The 17,508-nt window shown below is 71.5% G+C and carries 12 protein-coding genes; 9 read left to right on the top strand and 3 right to left on the bottom strand.

Annotated features, from left to right (window positions below):
• Positions 1–37: 37 nt before the first annotated feature.
• The 9 genes from OG948_RS11485 (at position 38) to OG948_RS11445 (ending at position 15,138) form a co-directional block, all read left to right on the top strand.
• Positions 38–5,728, top strand: coding sequence for a HAMP domain-containing protein (locus OG948_RS11485; protein ID WP_406295957.1), 5,691 nt, complete (start codon positions 38–40; stop codon positions 5,726–5,728).
• A gap of 374 nt (positions 5,729–6,102) precedes the next feature.
• Positions 6,103–6,795 (top strand): two-component system response regulator, encoded by a 693-nt coding sequence (locus tag OG948_RS11480; RefSeq protein ID WP_395862198.1) that lies wholly within the window; start codon positions 6,103–6,105, stop codon positions 6,793–6,795.
• A gap of 148 nt (positions 6,796–6,943) precedes the next feature.
• The gene (locus tag OG948_RS11475; protein WP_406295955.1) at positions 6,944–9,451 is read left to right on the top strand and encodes a DNA translocase FtsK; all 2,508 of its coding nucleotides are present in this window, start codon (positions 6,944–6,946) and stop codon (positions 9,449–9,451) included.
• Positions 9,452–9,508: 57 nt separating this feature from the next.
• Positions 9,509–10,327: a helix-turn-helix domain-containing protein gene (locus OG948_RS11470; RefSeq protein WP_406295953.1), complete on the top strand. Its 819-nt coding sequence runs from the start codon at positions 9,509–9,511 to the stop codon at positions 10,325–10,327.
• Positions 10,328–10,408: 81 nt separating this feature from the next.
• Positions 10,409–11,908, top strand: coding sequence for a 30S ribosomal protein S12 methylthiotransferase RimO (gene rimO / locus OG948_RS11465; protein ID WP_406295951.1), 1,500 nt, complete (start codon positions 10,409–10,411; stop codon positions 11,906–11,908).
• Positions 11,905–12,579 (top strand): CDP-diacylglycerol--glycerol-3-phosphate 3-phosphatidyltransferase, encoded by a 675-nt coding sequence (gene pgsA / locus OG948_RS11460; RefSeq protein ID WP_395862207.1) that lies wholly within the window; start codon positions 11,905–11,907, stop codon positions 12,577–12,579. Before rimO ends, pgsA begins: the two co-directional genes overlap by 4 nt.
• 37 nt (positions 12,580–12,616) lie before the next feature.
• Positions 12,617–13,894, top strand: a complete 1,278-nt coding sequence (locus OG948_RS11455) for a CinA family nicotinamide mononucleotide deamidase-related protein (RefSeq protein WP_406295949.1) — start codon at positions 12,617–12,619, stop codon at positions 13,892–13,894.
• Positions 13,895–14,138: 244 nt separating this feature from the next.
• The gene (locus OG948_RS11450) at positions 14,139–14,531 is read left to right on the top strand and encodes a helix-turn-helix domain-containing protein (RefSeq protein ID WP_395862211.1); all 393 of its coding nucleotides are present in this window, start codon (positions 14,139–14,141) and stop codon (positions 14,529–14,531) included.
• A 133-nt stretch (positions 14,532–14,664) separates the two neighbouring features.
• Positions 14,665–15,138 carry a Dps family protein gene (locus tag OG948_RS11445; RefSeq protein WP_406295947.1) on the top strand — a complete coding sequence of 158 codons (474 nt, stop codon included), beginning with the start codon at positions 14,665–14,667 and terminating at the stop codon, positions 15,136–15,138.
• 114 nt (positions 15,139–15,252) lie between these two features.
• Here the strand turns inward: OG948_RS11445 and OG948_RS11440 are convergent, their stop codons facing one another.
• The 3 genes from OG948_RS11440 to OG948_RS11430 form a co-directional block, all read right to left on the bottom strand.
• A complete protein-coding gene (locus OG948_RS11440) occupies positions 15,253–16,050 on the bottom strand; it encodes an SDR family NAD(P)-dependent oxidoreductase (RefSeq protein ID WP_406295945.1) in 798 nt (265 codons plus the stop codon).
• 93 nt (positions 16,051–16,143) lie between these two features.
• A complete protein-coding gene (locus OG948_RS11435) occupies positions 16,144–16,629 on the bottom strand; it encodes a hypothetical protein (RefSeq protein WP_406295944.1) in 486 nt (161 codons plus the stop codon).
• Entirely contained in the window at positions 16,626–17,459 is an 834-nt protein-coding gene (locus OG948_RS11430) for a DNA-formamidopyrimidine glycosylase family protein (protein WP_406295942.1), read from the bottom strand. The genes OG948_RS11435 and OG948_RS11430 overlap by 4 nt, the downstream gene beginning before the upstream one ends.
• Between the last annotated feature and the right edge of the window lie 49 nt (positions 17,460–17,508).

The following is a 17,508-nucleotide window of genomic DNA, read 5'->3' as shown; positions in this document are numbered from 1 at the left end:
CGGTCGCGGCGAATCGGTCCGGCGGAGGAAATGCGAGATGGCGAAGGCTTCCCCAGGGCAGGCACGGACGACGGCCGCCCGGAGCCGGCACGACGAGCAGGATCTGCGTCGTCTGCTGGCGGCGCTGACCGGCGTCCGCGACGGCAACTTCCGCAAGCGCCTGACGGTCTCCGGCGACGGGATCATGTCCGAGATCGCCGTCGCGTTCAACGACATGGTCGAGCGCAACCAGCACCTGGCCGGTGAGCTGGCCCGCGTCCGCCGGGTTGTCGGCCGTGAGGGCAAACTCACCGAGCGGCTGGACCCCGGACCGGGCGAGGGCGCGTGGGCGACCAGCATCGACGCGGCGAACGCGCTCGTGGAGGACCTGGTCCGGCCGACGGTCGAGGTCGGCCGGGTGCTGGCCGCGGTCGCCGAGGGCGATCTGTCCCAGCGGATGGACCTGCGGATCGCCGAGCAGCCGCTGCGGGGCGAGTTCCTGCGGATGGGCCGGACCGCCAACGGTCTGGTGGACCAGCTCAGCGCGTTCGCCGACGAGGTCACCCGGGTGGCCCGCGAGGTGGGCACCGAGGGCAAGCTCGGCGGCCAGGCCCGGGTGCGCGGGGTGTCCGGCAGTTGGAAGGACCTCACCGACTCGGTCAACACGATGGCCAGCCGGTTGACCCTCCAGGTGCGCGACATCGCGCTGGTGACCACCGCGGTGGCCAAGGGCGACCTCTCCCGCACGGTCACCGTCGAGGTGGCCGGCGAGATGCTGGAGTTGAAGGAGACCGTCAACACGATGGTCGACCAGCTCTCCGGTTTCGCCCAGGAGGTGACCCGGGTGGCCCGCGAGGTGGGCACCGAGGGCCGCCTGGGCGGCCAGGCCCGGGTGGAGGGGGTCTCCGGGACCTGGAAGGACCTCACCGACTCGGTCAACATCATGGCCGGCAACCTCACCGCCCAGGTGCGCGACATCGCGCAGGTGACCAAGGCGGTCGCGTACGGCGACCTGTCACAGACCATCACCGTGTCCGCGCGCGGCGAGATGGCCCAGCTCGCCGAGACGATCAACGCGATGACCGGCACGCTGCGCACGTTCGCGTCCGAGGTGACCCGGGTCGCCCGCGAGGTCGGCTTCGAGGGGCGGTTGGGCGGCCAGGCCCAGGTACCCGGCGGCGCAGGCATCTGGAAGGACCTGACCGACTCGGTCAACACCGCCTTCTTCAACCTCACCGCGCAGGTCCGCGACATCGCCGGGGTGACCACGGCGGTCGCCCAGGGCGACCTGTCGCAGAAGATCACCGTGGACGTCTCCGGCGAGATGCTGGAGCTCAAGAACACCGTCAACACCATGGTCGGCCAGCTGTCCGCGTTCGCCTCGGAGGTGACCCGAGTCGCCCGCGAGGTGGGCAGCGAGGGCATCCTGGGCGGTCAGGCGCAGGTGTCCGGGGTGGCCGGCACGTGGAAGGACCTGACCGACTCGGTCAACGTGATGGCCGGCAACCTGACCGGCCAGGTCCGCAACATCGCCCAGGTCTCCACCGCGGTGGCCCGAGGCGACCTGTCGCAGAAGATCACGGTCGACGTCTCCGGCGAGATGCTGGAGCTCAAGAACACCGTCAACACGATGGTGGATCAACTCTCCGCGTTCGCCTCGGAGGTCACCCGCGTCGCCCGTGAGGTGGGCGGTGAGGGGCGGCTGGGCGGTCAGGCCCGGGTCGTCCCGGGCGTCGCCGGCGTCTGGCTCGACCTGACCGACTCGGTGAACTTCATGGCGGGCAACCTGACCGCCCAGGTCCGCAACATCGCCGAGGTGACCACGGCGGTCGCGCGCGGCGACCTGTCCAAGAAGATCGACGTCGACGCGCGCGGCGAGATCCTCGAGGTCAAGAACACCGTCAACACGATGGTCGACCAGTTGTCCGCGTTCGCCGACGAGGTGACCCGGGTGGCGCGCGAGGTGGGCACCGAGGGCCGCCTCGGCGGGCAGGCCCAGGTGCTCGGCGTGGCCGGCGTCTGGCGCGACCTCACCTACTCGGTGAACTCGATGGCCGGAAACCTCACCGAACAGGTGCGCAGTCTGGGCCAGGTCACCACGGCGGTGGCCCGGGGCGACCTGTCGCAGAAGATCACCGTGGACGCGCGCGGCGAGATCCTCGAACTCAAGAACACCGTGAACACCATGGTCGACCAGCTCTCCGGCTTCGCCGACGAGGTGACCCGGGTGGCGCGCGAGGTGGGCACCGAGGGCCGGCTCGGCGGCCAGGCCGACGTCAAGGGCGTCTCCGGCACCTGGAAGGACCTCACCGAGTCGGTCAACGTGATGGCCGGCAACCTGACCGGCCAGGTGCGCAGCATCGCCGACGTGACCACGGCGGTGGCCACCGGCGACCTGTCCAAGAAGATCACCGTCGATGCCCGGGGTGAGATCCTGGAGCTGAAGGAGACCGTCAACACGATGGTCGACCAGCTCTCCGCGTTCGCCGACGAGGTCACCCGGGTGGCGCGCGAGGTGGGCACCGAGGGCCGCCTCGGCGGGCAGGCGCGGGTGCGCGGGGTGTCCGGCATCTGGAAGGACCTGACCGACAACGTCAACGTCATGGCCAACAACCTGACGTCGCAGGTCCGCAACATCGCCCAGGTGGCCACCGCCGTCGCCGACGGCGACCTGTCGCAGAAGAGCACGGTCGAGGCCAAGGGCGAGATGGCCGGTCTCGCGGGCACCATCAACACGATGGTGGACACGCTGCGCGCGTTCGCCGACGAGGTCACCCGGGTCGCCCGCGAGGTGGGCACCGAGGGCATCCTGGGCGGTCAGGCGCACGTCCCCGGTGTCTCGGGCACCTGGAAGGACCTGACCGACAACGTCAACTCGATGGCGAACAACCTCACCGGCCAGGTCCGCAACATCGCCAAGGTGACCACCGCGATCGCGGGCGGCGACCTGTCGCAGAAGATCGACGTGGACGCGCGCGGCGAGATGCTCGAACTCAAGACCACCATCAACACGATGGTCGACCAGTTGTCGGCGTTCGCCGGCGAGGTGACCCGGGTGGCCCGCGAGGTGGGTACCGAGGGCATGCTCGGCGGCCAGGCCGAGGTCGAGGGCGTCTCCGGGACGTGGAAGCAACTCACGGAGAACGTCAACGAGTTGGCCGGCAATCTGACCCGTCAGGTGCGGGCCATCGCCGAGGTGGCCACCGCGGTGACCCGCGGCGACCTGTCCCTGCAGATCGCGGTGGACGCGTCCGGAGAGCTCGACGAGCTCAAGGACAACATCAACCAGATGATCTACAACCTGCGCGAGACCACCCGGGCCAACCGCGAACAGGACTGGCTCAAGACCAACCTGGCCCGGATCTCCGGTCTCATGCAGGGCCGCCGCGACCTGATGGCGGTCGCCGCGCTGATCATGAGCGAGCTCACCCCGGTCGTGGACGCCCAGCACGGCGCGTTCTTCCTGGCCGAGCTGACCCAGGAGGATGTGGTCGAGCTGCGGCTGATCGCCTCCTACGGCTACCAGGACGGCGGCGGCGTGCCCACCCGCTTCCGGCTCGGCCAGTCCCTGGTCGGCCAGGCCGCGCTGGAGAAGCGCTCGATCCTGATCCTGGACGCGCCTCCCGGCTACATCAAGATCGCCTCCGGCCTGGGCGAGGCCGCCCCGGCCAACGTGATCGTGCTGCCGGTGCTGTTCGAGGACCAACTGCTCGGCGTCCTCGAGCTCGCCTCGTTCCGCCCGTTCACCAAGGTGCACCGCAACTTCCTGGAGCAGCTCAACGAGCAGATCGGCGTCACGGTCAACACGATCATGGCGAACTCGCGCACCGAGATGTTGCTGGCCGAATCGCAGCGGCTGACCGAGGAACTCCAGGAACGCTCCGAGGAGCTCCAGCGCCAGCAGGGCGAACTGCGGCACTCCAACGCCGAGTTGGAGGACAAGGCGGCGCTGCTCGCCCGGCAGAACCGGGACATCGAGATCAAGAACCGGGAGATCGAACAGGCCCGGCAGGCGCTGGAGGAGCGGGCCGAGCAACTCGCGCTGTCCTCCAAGTACAAGTCCGAGTTCCTCGCCAACATGTCGCACGAGCTGCGCACCCCGCTGAACAGCCTGCTGATCCTGGCCAAGCTGCTCGCGGACAACGTCGAGGGCAACCTGACCCGCAAGCAGGTCGAGTTCGCCGAGACCATCCACGGCGCGGGATCCGACCTGCTGCAACTGATCAACGACATCCTGGACCTGTCCAAGGTGCAGGCCGGGAAGATGGACGTGCGGCCGGCGCGGATCGCGCTGGCCCAGCTCATGGACTACGTCGAGGCGACCATCCGGCCGCTGACCTCGGAGAAGAACCTCGACTTCACGGTGCACGTCTCGCCCGCGGTGCCCGGGATCCTGTTCACCGACGAGCAGCGTCTGCAACAGGTGTTGCGCAACCTGCTCTCGAACGCGGTCAAGTTCACCGACTCCGGTTCGGTGGAGGTGCTGATCACCCTCACCGACGACATCCCGCTGACCAACACCGAGTTGGACAACGCCGAACACGCGGTGGCGTTCTCGGTGATCGACACCGGCATCGGCATCGCGGTGGACAAGCTCAAGGTGATCTTCGAGGCGTTCCAGCAGGCCGACGGCACCACCAGCCGCCGCTACGGCGGCACCGGCCTGGGCCTGTCGATCAGCCGGGAGATCGCGTGGCTGCTCGGCGGCGAGATCCACGCCGAGAGCATGCCGGGCCGAGGCAGCACATTCACCCTCTACCTCCCGCTGGACAGCGTCCTGGTGCCGGGCGACGAGGTGATCCACGACCGGCACACCGAGCTCGCCCCGACGCCGTACCGGGCGGCGCTGCCCGCCGCCGCGCCGTCCACCCCGCTGCTCAGCGACGCCCCCGACCTCCTCGCCGACGGCGAGGAGGTGGACGAGGACAAGGGCGACCCGGTCCCGAGCCGGGTGTTGGTGGTGGAGACCCCGCAGTCCGACGGGGCCCCACTGGCCGGTGCGCTGGCCGCGATGAACGGGGCGATCGAGGTGACCGCCGCCGGCGACGAGGGGGAGGCGGTCCGGCTGCTCGCCGAGACGCCGCCCGCGTGTTTGGTGGTGGACCTGCGGCTGGCCGACGAGGGGGCCTGGCAGGTGCTGGACGCGGTCGCCTCCCGGCCCGAGTTGCAGAGCCTGCCGGTCGTGGTGCACGTCCCGCACCGGCCGACCCGCTCCGAGTCGGGTCGACTGCGCGGCTATCGACGTCGGATCGTGCTGCTCCAGCGGGTCTCCACCCCGGACGGGCTGACCCGGGCGGTGATCGGCGCCACCGCCCCGGTCCGCCCCGAACACCTGGTCCCGGCCAAGCCGGTGGTCGAGCCGTTCGAGGGCACCTTCGACGGCGAGCGGGTGCTGATCGTCGACGACGACGTGCGCAACGTGTTCGCGCTGACCAGCGTGCTGGAGCAGTACGGGCTGAGCGTGCTGTACGCGGAGAACGGCCGCGAGGGCATCGAGGTGCTCCAGGCACACGACGACATCGCGATCGTGCTGATGGACGTGATGATGCCGGAAATGGACGGATACGCCACGACTTCGGCGATTCGCCGGATGCCGCAGTACGCCGGGCTGCCGATCATCGCGTTGACGGCGAAGGCGATGAAGGGGGATCAGGAGAAGAGCATCGACTCCGGGGCCTCCGACTACGTCGCCAAGCCGGTCGACACGCGGCACTTGTTGGGACTCATCCGGACTTGGCTCGACCACTAGTTCGCTTCCCGGGCGGCCGGCGCCCCATGATGGAACCCGAACGGACCGAGCGACGTTGAAGGGGCGGAGGGGTCGATGCGGTGTTGTCGCGACCGTGGGTCGAGGCGTGGTGACACCATGCGGTCGTCTGTGTCGGAATACCTGCCGAGCCGATCGCCTGGCCACTACCATGACCGGGACGAGCACCACCCGGAACGTGTGCTCGACCGGTGTGGTGTGCGCCGGGACGGCCACGGCGAAGGTCGGGTCGAGCGAAACCGTGTCGATCGAGGCTGTGTCATTCAGGGCCGCGTAAACCGAAAAGATGCACAAGGACGAGTGGAGCCGACCGATACGCGGGGTCACCCACCGTGTCGGATCGAAGAGGGTGGGCCATGACGGAGAAGGCCAAGATCCTCCTGGTCGATGACCGTCAGGAGAATCTGCTCGCCCTGGAGGCGATCCTGTCCGCGCTCGACCAGACCCTGGTTCGGGCGCATTCGGGCGAGGAAGCCCTCAAGGCGCTGCTCACGGACGAGTTCGCGGTGATCCTGCTCGACGTCCAGATGCCCGGCATGGACGGTTTCGAGACGGCCGCGCACATCAAGCGCCGGGAGAAGACCCGGGACATCCCGATCATCTTCCTGACCGCGATCAACCACGGTCCGCACCACACCTTCCGCGGCTACGCGGCCGGTGCCGTCGACTACATCTCCAAGCCGTTCGACCCGTGGGTGCTGCGGGCCAAGGTCTCCGTGTTCGTGGACCTGTACAAGAAGAACTGCCAACTGCGCGAGCAGGCCGCGTTGCTGCGCGGGCGACTCGAAGGGGTGGCCGGCGGCGACCGGGCCGGGGCGGACGTGATCGCGGAGTTGTCCGCGCGGCTGGCCTCGGTCGAGGAGCAGGCCGACGGCATGGCCAAGCAGGTCGAGTCGGCGGACGATCCGATCCTGGCCGCCTCGGCGAGTCAACTCCGCCGCCGGGTGGCCCGGATGCGCGCCGCGCTCGACGCCCTCGCCCCGGCCGCGGCCGGGCACGGCGGCCCGCCGCTGGTACCGGCACCGGACACCGGCGAGGCGGACGCCTGACCCGGTGACCCCGAGCCCCGACCGGGCCGTGCACGGCCCGGTCGGGGCTCGGGGCCGCCCGGGCCCGGAAGCGGCGTGCGAATCCGACACGCGCGCCCTCCGGGCTGGGACGCATGAGGTGTGAAGGGTCCACCGGTAACCTCGGAACATGGCCACACGTGCGTCCGGCGGCGGAGCGCAACCGCGCACGGCCGCGAAGAAGAAGGCTGCCGCCAAGAAACCCGCTCCACCCCCTCCGCCCCCGCCGAAACTGCTCGGCGGGGTACCCGCGTTGCTCGGGAAGGGGCTCAAGCGGCTGTGGCTGGGGCTGGCCCACGCGTTCGGCTCGGCCGCGCGCGGAATCGGCTCCGGCGCGCGCGGGCTGGACCCGGCGCACCGCCGGGACGGCCTGGGCCTGGCTCTGCTGGGCCTGGCCATAGTGATCGCGGCCGGCGCGTGGGGCACCATCGACGGCGCGGTCGGTGAGGCGGTCAACGCGGTCGTCGCGGGCCTGGTGGGCCGGCTCGACCTGCTGGTGCCGTTCCTGGTCGGCGCGCTGGGCGTACGGGTGATGCGCCACCCCGACCAGAAGGACGCCACCGGGCGGATCATGATCGGCTGCACGGCGCTGGTGTGCAGCGTGCTCGGGCTGATCCACGTCGGCTGCGGGACCCCGCAACCGGGCGACGGCGCGGCCGCGATGCGCGACGCCGGCGGTCTGGTCGGTTGGGCCTTCGCGACCCCGCCCGTGCATCTGGTGACCCGGTGGGTCGCGGTGCCGCTCCTGGTGCTGCTGATCGTGTTCGGCCTGCTCGTGGTGACCGCCACGCCGATCAACGCGGTACCCGAGCGGCTCGGGGTCTTCCTGGGCTTCATCGAGGGGCCCGAGCCCGTGCCGTTCGACGAGGACGAGCGCCCGAGCGGCTTCGCCGGCTTCGACGAGGACGACGCGCCTCCCGCCGCCGCGCCGGTCCGCAAGACCCGACCGCGCCGCCGGCCGAGCGGCGCCGCCGGCCATCCGGACGCGATCGACGTGGCCGCGGCCGCCGCCGCGGCGCTGGACGCGAACGACGCGGGCCTGGTCGTACCGCCCGCGCGCTCGCGCAAGGCCGCCGCGGCCCGGGTGGTCACCGACCTGCGGGCGCGCGCCGCCGACGCGCCGGCACACACCCCCGCGCCGCCGCGCAGCGAGCAGTTGCGGCTGTCCGGCGACATCACCTACCACCTGCCCGGCCCGTCGCTGCTCAAGAAGGGCCCGCCGGCCAAGGCCCGCAGCAAGGCCAACGACGACGTGGTCGCCGCGCTGTCCAAGGTGTTCGAGCAGTTCAACGTGGACGCGCAGGTCACCGGCTTCTCCCGGGGCCCGACGGTGACCCGCTACGTGATCGAACTGGGCCCGGCGGTCAAGGTGGAGCGGATCACCGCGCTCGCCAAGAACATCGCGTACGCGGTGGCCAGCGCCGACGTGCGGATCATCAGCCCGATCCCGGGCAAATCCGCGGTCGGCATCGAGATTCCCAACACCGACCGCGAGATGGTCAGCCTGGGCGACATCCTGGCCTCGGACACCGCGAGCGGCGACGCGCATCCGATGATCGCCGCGCTCGGCAAGGACGTCGAGGGCAACGACGTGGTGGCCAACCTGGCCAAGATGCCGCACCTGCTGGTCGCGGGCGCCACCGGCGCGGGCAAGTCGAGCTGCATCAACGGCCTGATCACCTCGATCATGATGCGCGCCACCCCGGAGGAGGTGCGGATGGTGCTGGTCGACCCCAAGCGGGTCGAACTGACCACCTACGAGGGCATCCCGCACCTGATCACGCCGATCATCACCAGCCCGAAGAAGGCCGCCGAGGCGCTCCAGTGGGTCGTGCGCGAGATGGACATGCGCTACGACGACCTGGCCAACTTCGGCTTCCGGCACGTGGACGACTTCAACGTCGCGGTGCGCGCGGGCAAGCTCAAGATGCCGCCGGGCAGCGAGCGCGAGGCGCAGCCGTATCCGTACCTGCTGGTGATCGTGGACGAGTTGGCCGACCTGATGATGGTCGCCCCGCGCGACGTCGAGGACTCGATCGTGCGGATCACCCAGCTCGCCCGCGCGGCGGGCATCCACCTGGTGCTGGCCACCCAGCGGCCCAGCGTCGACGTGGTGACCGGGCTGATCAAGGCCAACGTGCCGTCCCGACTCGCGTTCGCCACCTCCTCGCTGGCGGACAGCCGGGTGATCCTGGACCAGCCCGGCGCGGAGAAGCTGATCGGCAAGGGCGACGCGCTGTTCCTGCCGATGGGCGCGAGCAAGCCGATCCGCATGCAGGGCGCCTACGTCACCGAGGAGGAGATCGACGCGGTCGCCCGGCACTGCAAGGAGCAACTCCAGCCGGAGTACCGCGAGGAGGTCACCGCCGCGCCGGATCGCAAGAAGCAGGTGGACGAGGAGGTCGGCGACGACCTCGACCTGCTCTGCCAGGCGGTCGAACTGGTGGTCTCCACCCAGTTCGGCTCGACCTCGATGCTCCAGCGCAAGCTGCGGGTCGGCTTCGCGAAGGCCGGGCGGCTGATGGACCTGATGGAGAGCCGGGACATCGTCGGACCCAGCGAAGGCTCCAAGGCGCGCGAGGTGTTGATCAAACCGGATGAAATCGAGCAGATTATGGCCACGTTGCGCGGTGAATGATCTGACTTAAGTGATGATTGGTGTCAGTCGTGATGAATGACGCATAAGGGGCGAATCGTGTCGATCGGTCAGAGCCTCGCCGAGGCACGAGTGCGGGCCGGTCTCACTGTCGAACGGCTCAGTGAGGTCACCCGCATCCGGCAGGTCATCATCGAGGGCGTCGAACGGGACGACTTCGAACCGTGCGGCGGCGACTTCTACGCCCGCGGCCACATCCGCACCCTGGCCCGCGCGACCGGCCTGGAACCCGAGCCGCTGATCGCCGAGTACGACCACACGGTCGGCGGCACCAGCACTCCCCGCCCGACCGAGATCTTCGACTCCCCCCGCAAATCGATCGAGTACCGCCGGCCGAACTGGACCCTGGCCATGGGCGTCGCGGTGGTCATCGTGCTGATCTTCGCGTTCGTCCAGCTCGCCGGCGGTCGCGCCGACGACGACAAGAAGGAGACCGCGTCGCGGGTCGCGCCGACCACGACCGCCCTGGTCGCCCCGGCCCCGCCGCCGCCACCGGTCGAGCCGTCGACCAAGACCCCCGAGTTCCCGGCCGAGGTGGTCGTCACGATCACCGCCGTCGACGGCCGCAGCTGGATCCGCGCGTTCGACGCCGAGAACAAGCAGATCTTCGAGACCATCCTGGCCAAGGGCGAGGCCAAGACGCTCACCGACCCCGAGCAGCTCAAGCTCCAGATCGGCAACTCCGGCGCCGCGCGACTGAACGTCAACGGCAAGGACCTGGGCCCGGCGGGCGAGGAGGGTGCCGTGGCCCAGCACACTTTCGTACCCGGCGACCCCGTCCCGCAGATGCGGACGAGCGCGTCGGCCGAACCTTCCCCGACGCGGACCACCTCGTCGGCGGGTGCTTCCCCTCGCTGACGAGCCATCGTGACCTCCCCGGAACCATCGGACGCTTCCCTGCGTCCGGTCCACGCCCGCGCCTGACGTAGGCTTTCCGGCATGCCCGCCCGCGATACCACCAGCCCCGCCGCCCCGGCCGAGAGCCCCTCCGCCCTGCGCACCGTCGCCCTGGTCACCCTCGGCTGCGCCCGCAACGAGGTGGACTCCGAGGAACTCGCCGGCCGGCTGGAGGCCGACGGCTGGTCCCTCGTCGAGGACGCCGCGGACGCGTCCGTCGTGATGGTCAACACGTGCGGTTTCGTCGAGTCCGCCAAGAAGGACTCGATCGACACCGTGCTGGAGGCCGCCGACCTCAAGGGCGAGGGCCGCACGCAGGCCGTCGTCGCGGTCGGCTGTCTGGCCGAGCGCTACGGCGACCAGCTCGCGGGCGCCCTGCCCGAGGCGGACGCGGTGCTCGGCTTCGACGACTACGGCGACATCTCCACCCGGCTGCGCTCGATCCTCGCCGGCGACGAGCACACCTCGCACGTGCCGCGCGACCGCCGCGCGCTGCTGCCGATCACCCCGGTCGAGCGCCAGGCCGCCGATGTCGCGGTGCCCGGACACGGCGCACCCGCGGACCTCCCGGAAGGCGTCGCCCCGGCCTCCGGGCCGCGCGCGCTGCGCCGCCGGCTCGGCTCGGGCCCGGTCGCCTCGCTCAAGCTCGCCTCCGGCTGCGACCGACGCTGCTCGTTCTGCGCGATCCCCTCCTTCCGCGGCTCGTTCCTCTCCCGCCGCCCCTCGGACGTGATCGCCGAGGCCCGCTGGCTGGCCGAGCAGGGCGTCCGCGAGATCGTCCTGGTCAGCGAGAACTCCACCTCCTACGGCAAGGACCTGGGCGACCTGCGCCTGCTCGAGACGCTGCTGCCGGAGCTGGCCGCCGTCGAGGGCATCGAGCGGGTCCGGGTCAACTACCTCCAGCCCGCCGAGATGCGGCCGACCCTGATCGACGTGCTCACCGGCACGCCCGGCGTCGCGCCCTACTTCGACCTGTCCTTCCAGCACGCCTCCGAGCCGGTGCTGCGCAGGATGCGCCGCTTCGGCTCGCGCGAGGCGTTCACCACCCTCCTGGAGCAGGCCCGGGCCAAGGCCCCCGAGGCCGGCGCGCGCTCGAACTTCATCGTCGGTTTCCCGGGCGAGACCGAGGAGGACGTGGACGAGCTGGAGCGCTTCCTGATCGCCGCCCGACTGGACGCGATCGGCGTGTTCGGCTACTCGGACGAGGACGGCACCGAGGCGGCCGGCTACGCCGACAAGATCGATCCGGACGTGGTGGCCGCGCGCGTGGAGCGGATCTCCCGGCTGGCCGAGGAACTGGTCGCGCAACGCGCCGAGGACCGGATCGGCACCGAGGTGATCGTGCTGATCGAGGAACTCGGCGAGGACGGCACCGCCGAGGGCCACGCGCACCACCAGGCCCCCGAGACCGACGGCTCGACCACCGTGATCGGCGAGGGCCTGCGGGTCGGCGACCTGGTCCGGGTCCGGGTCACCGACAGCGAGGGCGCCGACCTGCACGGCGAGGCGATCGACGTGATCGTGCCCGGGGGCGATCGGTGACGGCCGATCCGGCACCGCAGCGCCGGCGTCCGGCCGAGGCCGTCCGCGCCGCCGCGGCCAACCACCCGCCGAAGCCTGATCGCCTCGGCGACCCCACCACCTCGGTGAGCGCGTGGAACGCGGCAAACGCGCTGACCATGATGCGGGTGGCCCTGGTGCCGGTCTTCGTCGTCCTGCTGCTCCAGGACGGCGGCCACGATCCCGCGTGGCGGGCCTGGGCCTGGGCCGCGTTCACCGTGGCCAGCATCAGCGACCTCTTCGACGGCAAGCTGGCCCGGATGCACAACCTGGTCACCGACTTCGGCAAACTGGTCGACCCGATCGCCGACAAGGCGCTGATGGGTGCCGCGCTGATCAGCCTGTCCGCGCTCGGCGACCTGCCGTGGTGGGTCACCCTCGTGGTGCTCGCCCGGGAGATCGGCATCACCCTGCTGCGCTTCTGGGTGATCCGCCACGGCGTGATCCCGGCCAGCCGGGGAGGCAAGGCCAAGACCATGCTCCAGGGCGTCGCGATCGGCATGTACACACTGGTCATGACCGGCCCGCTGGCCAGCACGCGGGCCTGGGTGATGGCGGCCGCGGTGATCATCACCGTGGTGACCGGCCTGGACTACATCGTCAAGGCCGTACGACTGCGACGCGGCACGCCGGTGCCCGCCGGACAGGTCTGACGTCGGGACGGAACCCGACCACGGGGGGAGAGGGACCATGCGCGAATTGAAGGTCGAACTGGTCGCGGTGGGGGACGAGTTGCTCGTCGGCGACGTGGTGAACACGAACGCGGTCACCCTCGGCCGCCGACTCACCGCGGCCGGACTGCGAGTCACCGGCGTGTCCACCGTGGGCGACGGACTCGACGAGATGATCGACGTGCTCACCCAGGCCGTGCGGCGGGCCGACGCGGTGCTCGTCTCCGGCGGCCTCGGTCCCACCTCCGACGACCGCACGCGCGAGGCGATCGCCGCCGTCGCCGGGGTGGCGCTGCGCCGGGACCCGGCGATCGAGGACTGGCTGCGCCGCCGGTACCAGGGCCTGAACCGCACTCTCACCGCGCTGGGCCTGCAGCAGGCGGACGTGCCCGAAGGCGGCCGCTCGTTGCCCAACCCCAACGGCAGCGCCCCGGGCGTGGCGATCGAGATCGGCGACGTGCAGGTGTACGCGGTGCCCGGCCCGCCGCACGAGATGATCGCGATGACCGAGGACCGGGTGTTGCCCGATCTGTTGCGCCGCGCGGGCAACCCGCCGATCCGGGCCCAGCGCCAGTTGCTCACCGCGTCTGTCGGTGAGGGCGTGATCGCCGCGACGCTGGAGCCGCTGGAGAAGGAACTCGCGGTCGTGGGCGCGGTCGAGGTGGCCTACCTCGCCACCGCCGGGCAGACCAGGGTCAAGCTCACCTCGACCGCTCCCGGCGGCGCCGACGCGGTCGACGCCGCCACGGCGCGGGCCCGCGAACTGCTCGGGGGCTGTGTGTACGGCGAGGCGGGCGACACGCCGGCCGGTGTCGTGCTGGACCTGCTGCGCGAGCGCGGCGCCACGGTCGCGGTGGCCGAGTCGCTCACCGGCGGCCTGGTCGCCGCCGAACTGACCTCGGTGCCGGGCGCGTCCGCGAGCGTGCGCGGCTCGATCACCGCGTACGCCACCGACGTCAAGGCCGCGGTGCTCGGCGTGGACGCCGACCTGCTGGCCGCCGTGGGCGCGGTTCACCCGGACGTGGCGGGGGCGATGGCCGAGGGTGTGCGGCGCCTCATGTCGGGTACCTACGGGGTGGCCACGACGGGGGTCGCCGGGCCGGACCCCCAGGACGGCAAGCCCGTGGGCACCGTGCACATCGCGGTGGCCGGACCCGAGGGAACAACCGTGCTTTCGTTGCTGTTCTCGGGCAGTCGGAGCAGGATTCGGGAGATGACCACGGTCCGCGTCCTGGATCTGCTCCGGTGCGTCGTGGCGGGGCTGCCGGCCGAGCAGGACCCGTCGTGTACGGGGTGACCGGGCTCCCCGGTCGGCCGGGGAGAGTGCTCCGGTCGGGAATGCGCGGGACACGCGGAAGGCTGTGCAACGACGTGCTGCGAATCGAGGTGGGAGTGGGCCGGAAACCCCATGGACCCTGGACACCCCCGCCGTCAAGGTTCCACGCCCTGAGTGAACAGGACCGTAAGGCGGGCACACCCGCGCGGTCGGGCAGGTACGGTGGGGCTGTGACCCCCCGAGCCGCCCTAGGAGGGAGCGACCGATGATCCTGCTCCGTCGCCTGCTGGGTGACGTGCTGCGGCGCCAGCGCCAGCGTCAGGGTCGCACCCTGCGCGAGGTGTCGTCCTCAGCCCGGGTATCCCTTGGCTACCTGTCCGAGGTCGAGCGCGGCCAAAAGGAAGCCTCGTCCGAACTGCTCGCCGCGATCTGCGACGCGCTGGACGTGCGCATGTCCGTGCTCATGCGGGAGGTCAGCGACGAGCTGGCCCTCGCCGAGCTGGCCTCGGCCGAGGCGATGCGTCCGGTCCTGGAACCGGTCGGTGCCGGCTTCACGCCGAACGAGCGCGCCGCCGCGGAACGTCAGAACAACGACCGGTCGTCGGGCACGGGCCCGATCTCCGCCGACAACGCGGTGAGCGTGGTGGTGGCGGCCTGACCTCGACGACCCGTGGTGTGGTCTTTCCCACTCGGGAGCATCGATCGGCCGAATCGGGGCATCCGGTGTCGTGTGCACCGGGTCCCCCGGCCCGGTGGTCGAATCGACACCAACCCCGAGGAGTCGTAGCACCATGGTCGTCGTCAAGAGCCCCCTGTCCGACGATGCGCGCAAGATCACCGGCGAGGCGCTTCAGGGTGCCCTCGTCGACCTGATAGATCTCTCGCTGGTCGCCAAGCAGACCCACTGGAACGTGGTGGGCCCGCGCTTCCGCTCGATCCACCTCCAGCTGGACGAGGTGGTCGCCTCGGCGCGCGCCTTCGCGGACACCGTCGCGGAGCGCGCCTCGGCGATCGGGTACAACCCGGACGGCCGGGCGGCGACCATCACGGCGGGCAGCGGTGTCCCGCAGCCCGACTCCGGCTGGATCAAGGACGCCGACGTCGTCGCCTACTTCGTCGGTGTGTACGGCGCGGTGATCGAGCGCATGCGCGAGCGGATCGCGGCCACCGAGGAACCGGACCCGGTCAGCCAGGACCTGTTCATCACGATCGCCGCGGATCTCGAGAAGATGAGCTGGATGTTCCAGGCCGAGAACCAGGCCTGAGCGAGGCGCAGCCCCGGCCCCGTCTCCCGATCGTGGGAGGCGGGGCTTCGGCATGAGCGCGGACGGTGCGGGCGCGGGATGGCGGGTCGGGCGGGTGACGGTTCGGGTCGTGGTCTACCAGGGCATCGCGATGCCGCCGTTGGGGCGCAGGATCTGGCCGGTGACGAACCTGGCGGCGTCCGAGGCGAGATAGGCCACCGCGTAGGAGATGTCGGTGGGCTCGCCGACCGTGCGCAGCGGGGCCATCCGGGCCATCGGCGCGGCCACGGCGGCCTTGCGCTCCTCGTCCTCGTTGCCGTCCGCGTCGGTCCAGTGCCGGCCGGTCATCCCGGTGACGATCCAGCCCGGGGCGACCGCGTTGACCCGCACGCCGCTGGGACCGACCTCGGTGGCCAGGGTCTTGGTCAACTGCACGACCGCGGCCTTGGCCGCGCCGTAGCACAGCAGGCCCGAGGTCGCGGTGTCCACGGCGCCGGAGGCCATGTTGACGATGCTGCCGAAGCCCTGCGCGGTCATCACGCGCGCCGCGGCCCGGCAGCCGAAGAAGACACCCTTGAAGTTGATCGCGAGGACCCGGTCGAGGTCGGCCTCCTCGGTCTCGATCACCGTGCTCGAGTGCATCACCCCGGCGATGTTGGCGAGCACGTCGAGCCGGCCGTGCGCGGCCACCGCGTCGCCGATCAGCGCGTCCACCCGGGCGGCATCGGAGGTGTCCACGGCGGCGGCGGTCGCGGCGCCGCCGGCGGCCACGATCGCCTTCGCGGTCTCCTGTGCCCCGGCCTCGTGGATGTCCGCGCAGACCACGGTCGCGCCCAGGTCGGCCAGCACCTCGGCGCTGGAGCGGCCGATGCCCGAGGCCGCGCCGGTGACCACGGCGACCCGGCCGGTCAGATCGAGGGCTTCACGAAACACGGTTGGCCTCCCGGCGCTAGGCGTGCACAGCGCGCCGACCGTACGAGCCATCTGACGAACAGTCAATAAAGGCGTGGGGCAACGAGATCGGTGTCACCGCCGACCCTCCTGCCGGTGGCACCAGCGGTGCGTGGCACCGCCGCGGGGGAACACGCCGGCCGCTGCGAGGGCGTCGCACGGGTCGCTCTCGACCCGGTTCGAGCGCCCGGTCGGCGCACTCGTGCGGGCCGGCCGGGCCTCGCCCGTGTCGGCCCGCGGGCGCGGGCGGGTGGTCCGGGACGGGGGCGGCGGATCCGGATCCGGATCCTGCCCGGTCGCGGTCGGGCCGGCCGGCTCGGGCATCTCGGACTGGGCCGAGCCGCCCGCCATCGCCGTGATCGCCGGTTCCGGCTCCGCCGCGAACGCGGAGACCTCGGCGGCGGGAGTCGGTTCCGGCACGGGCGCGAACGGGGCGGCGGCGGTCGCGGCCGGGTGCGCCGGGCGCGGCGACGGGGTCGGCGCGGACACCGAGGTGCAGCCGGCCGCGGCCACGAGCAGGACGGGCAACACCAGGGCGGGCACGATCCGGGGCGGGCTCATGCCCTGTACGACGAACCGCCCGGGCGTCGGTCACCGGGTGTACTCCCATCGGGTGACACCTGGCAGCGCGGGCACCAGAACGCGACCCGCGGCGGGTCGCCCAGGTCCGCTCGCCGGATCGAGGTGCCGCAGCGCGCGCACGGGCGACCGCCGCGCCCGTAGACCCAGTGCCGCCGGCCCGGTCGGGTGTCGCCGGTGGTGACGTGCCCGATCCGGTCGCGATTGGCGTACAGCAGGCGGTGCGCCAGGGCGACCCACGCGTGCGGGTCGCCGGCCGCCGCGACCGGGGTCCAGGGGGTGATGCCGCGCAGGAAGCACAGCTCGGCCCGGTACACGTTGCCGATCCCGGCCAGGTTGCGCTGGTCCAGGAGCGCCTCGCCGATCGGCCGGTTCGGGCGCTCGGCCAGTCGGCGCGCGGCCTCGACCGGATCCCAGTCCGGGCCGAGCAGATCCGGACCCAGCCGGCCGACCGCGGTCGCCTCCTCGGCGGTGCGCAGCAGTTCGACCACGGGCATCCGCAATCCGACGGCGGTCTGTCCCGCGTTGGCCAGCACCAGGCGGATCGCGTGCCAGGGCCGGGGGAGCGGGCGCGGGCCGGTGGGTTGGATCTCCCACCTGCCGTCCATTCGCAGATGGGTGTGCAGCGTGAGGCCGCCCTCGATCCGGGTCAGCAGGTGCTTGCCGCGCGGGACCACCGCCAGGACCGAGCGCCCGGTCAGATCCACGGTCGCCAGGGCCGGCACGCGGAAGTCGGTCACGGTCAGTAGGTGGTCCACGAGGGCCGCGCGCAGCCGCCGCGCCACCTGATACACGCTGTCGCCTTCGGGCACCCCACCATTGTCCCGGACGGGCGGCGGGCCGAGCCGAGCCCGGGGCCGG

The sequence above is a fragment of the Embleya sp. NBC_00888 genome (genome assembly GCF_045207655.1).
Taxonomy (GTDB): Bacteria; Actinomycetota; Actinomycetes; order Streptomycetales; family Streptomycetaceae; genus Embleya.
The sequence above is the reverse complement of the archived record's forward strand: the minus strand, read 5'-3'. Positions and strand labels throughout refer to the sequence as shown.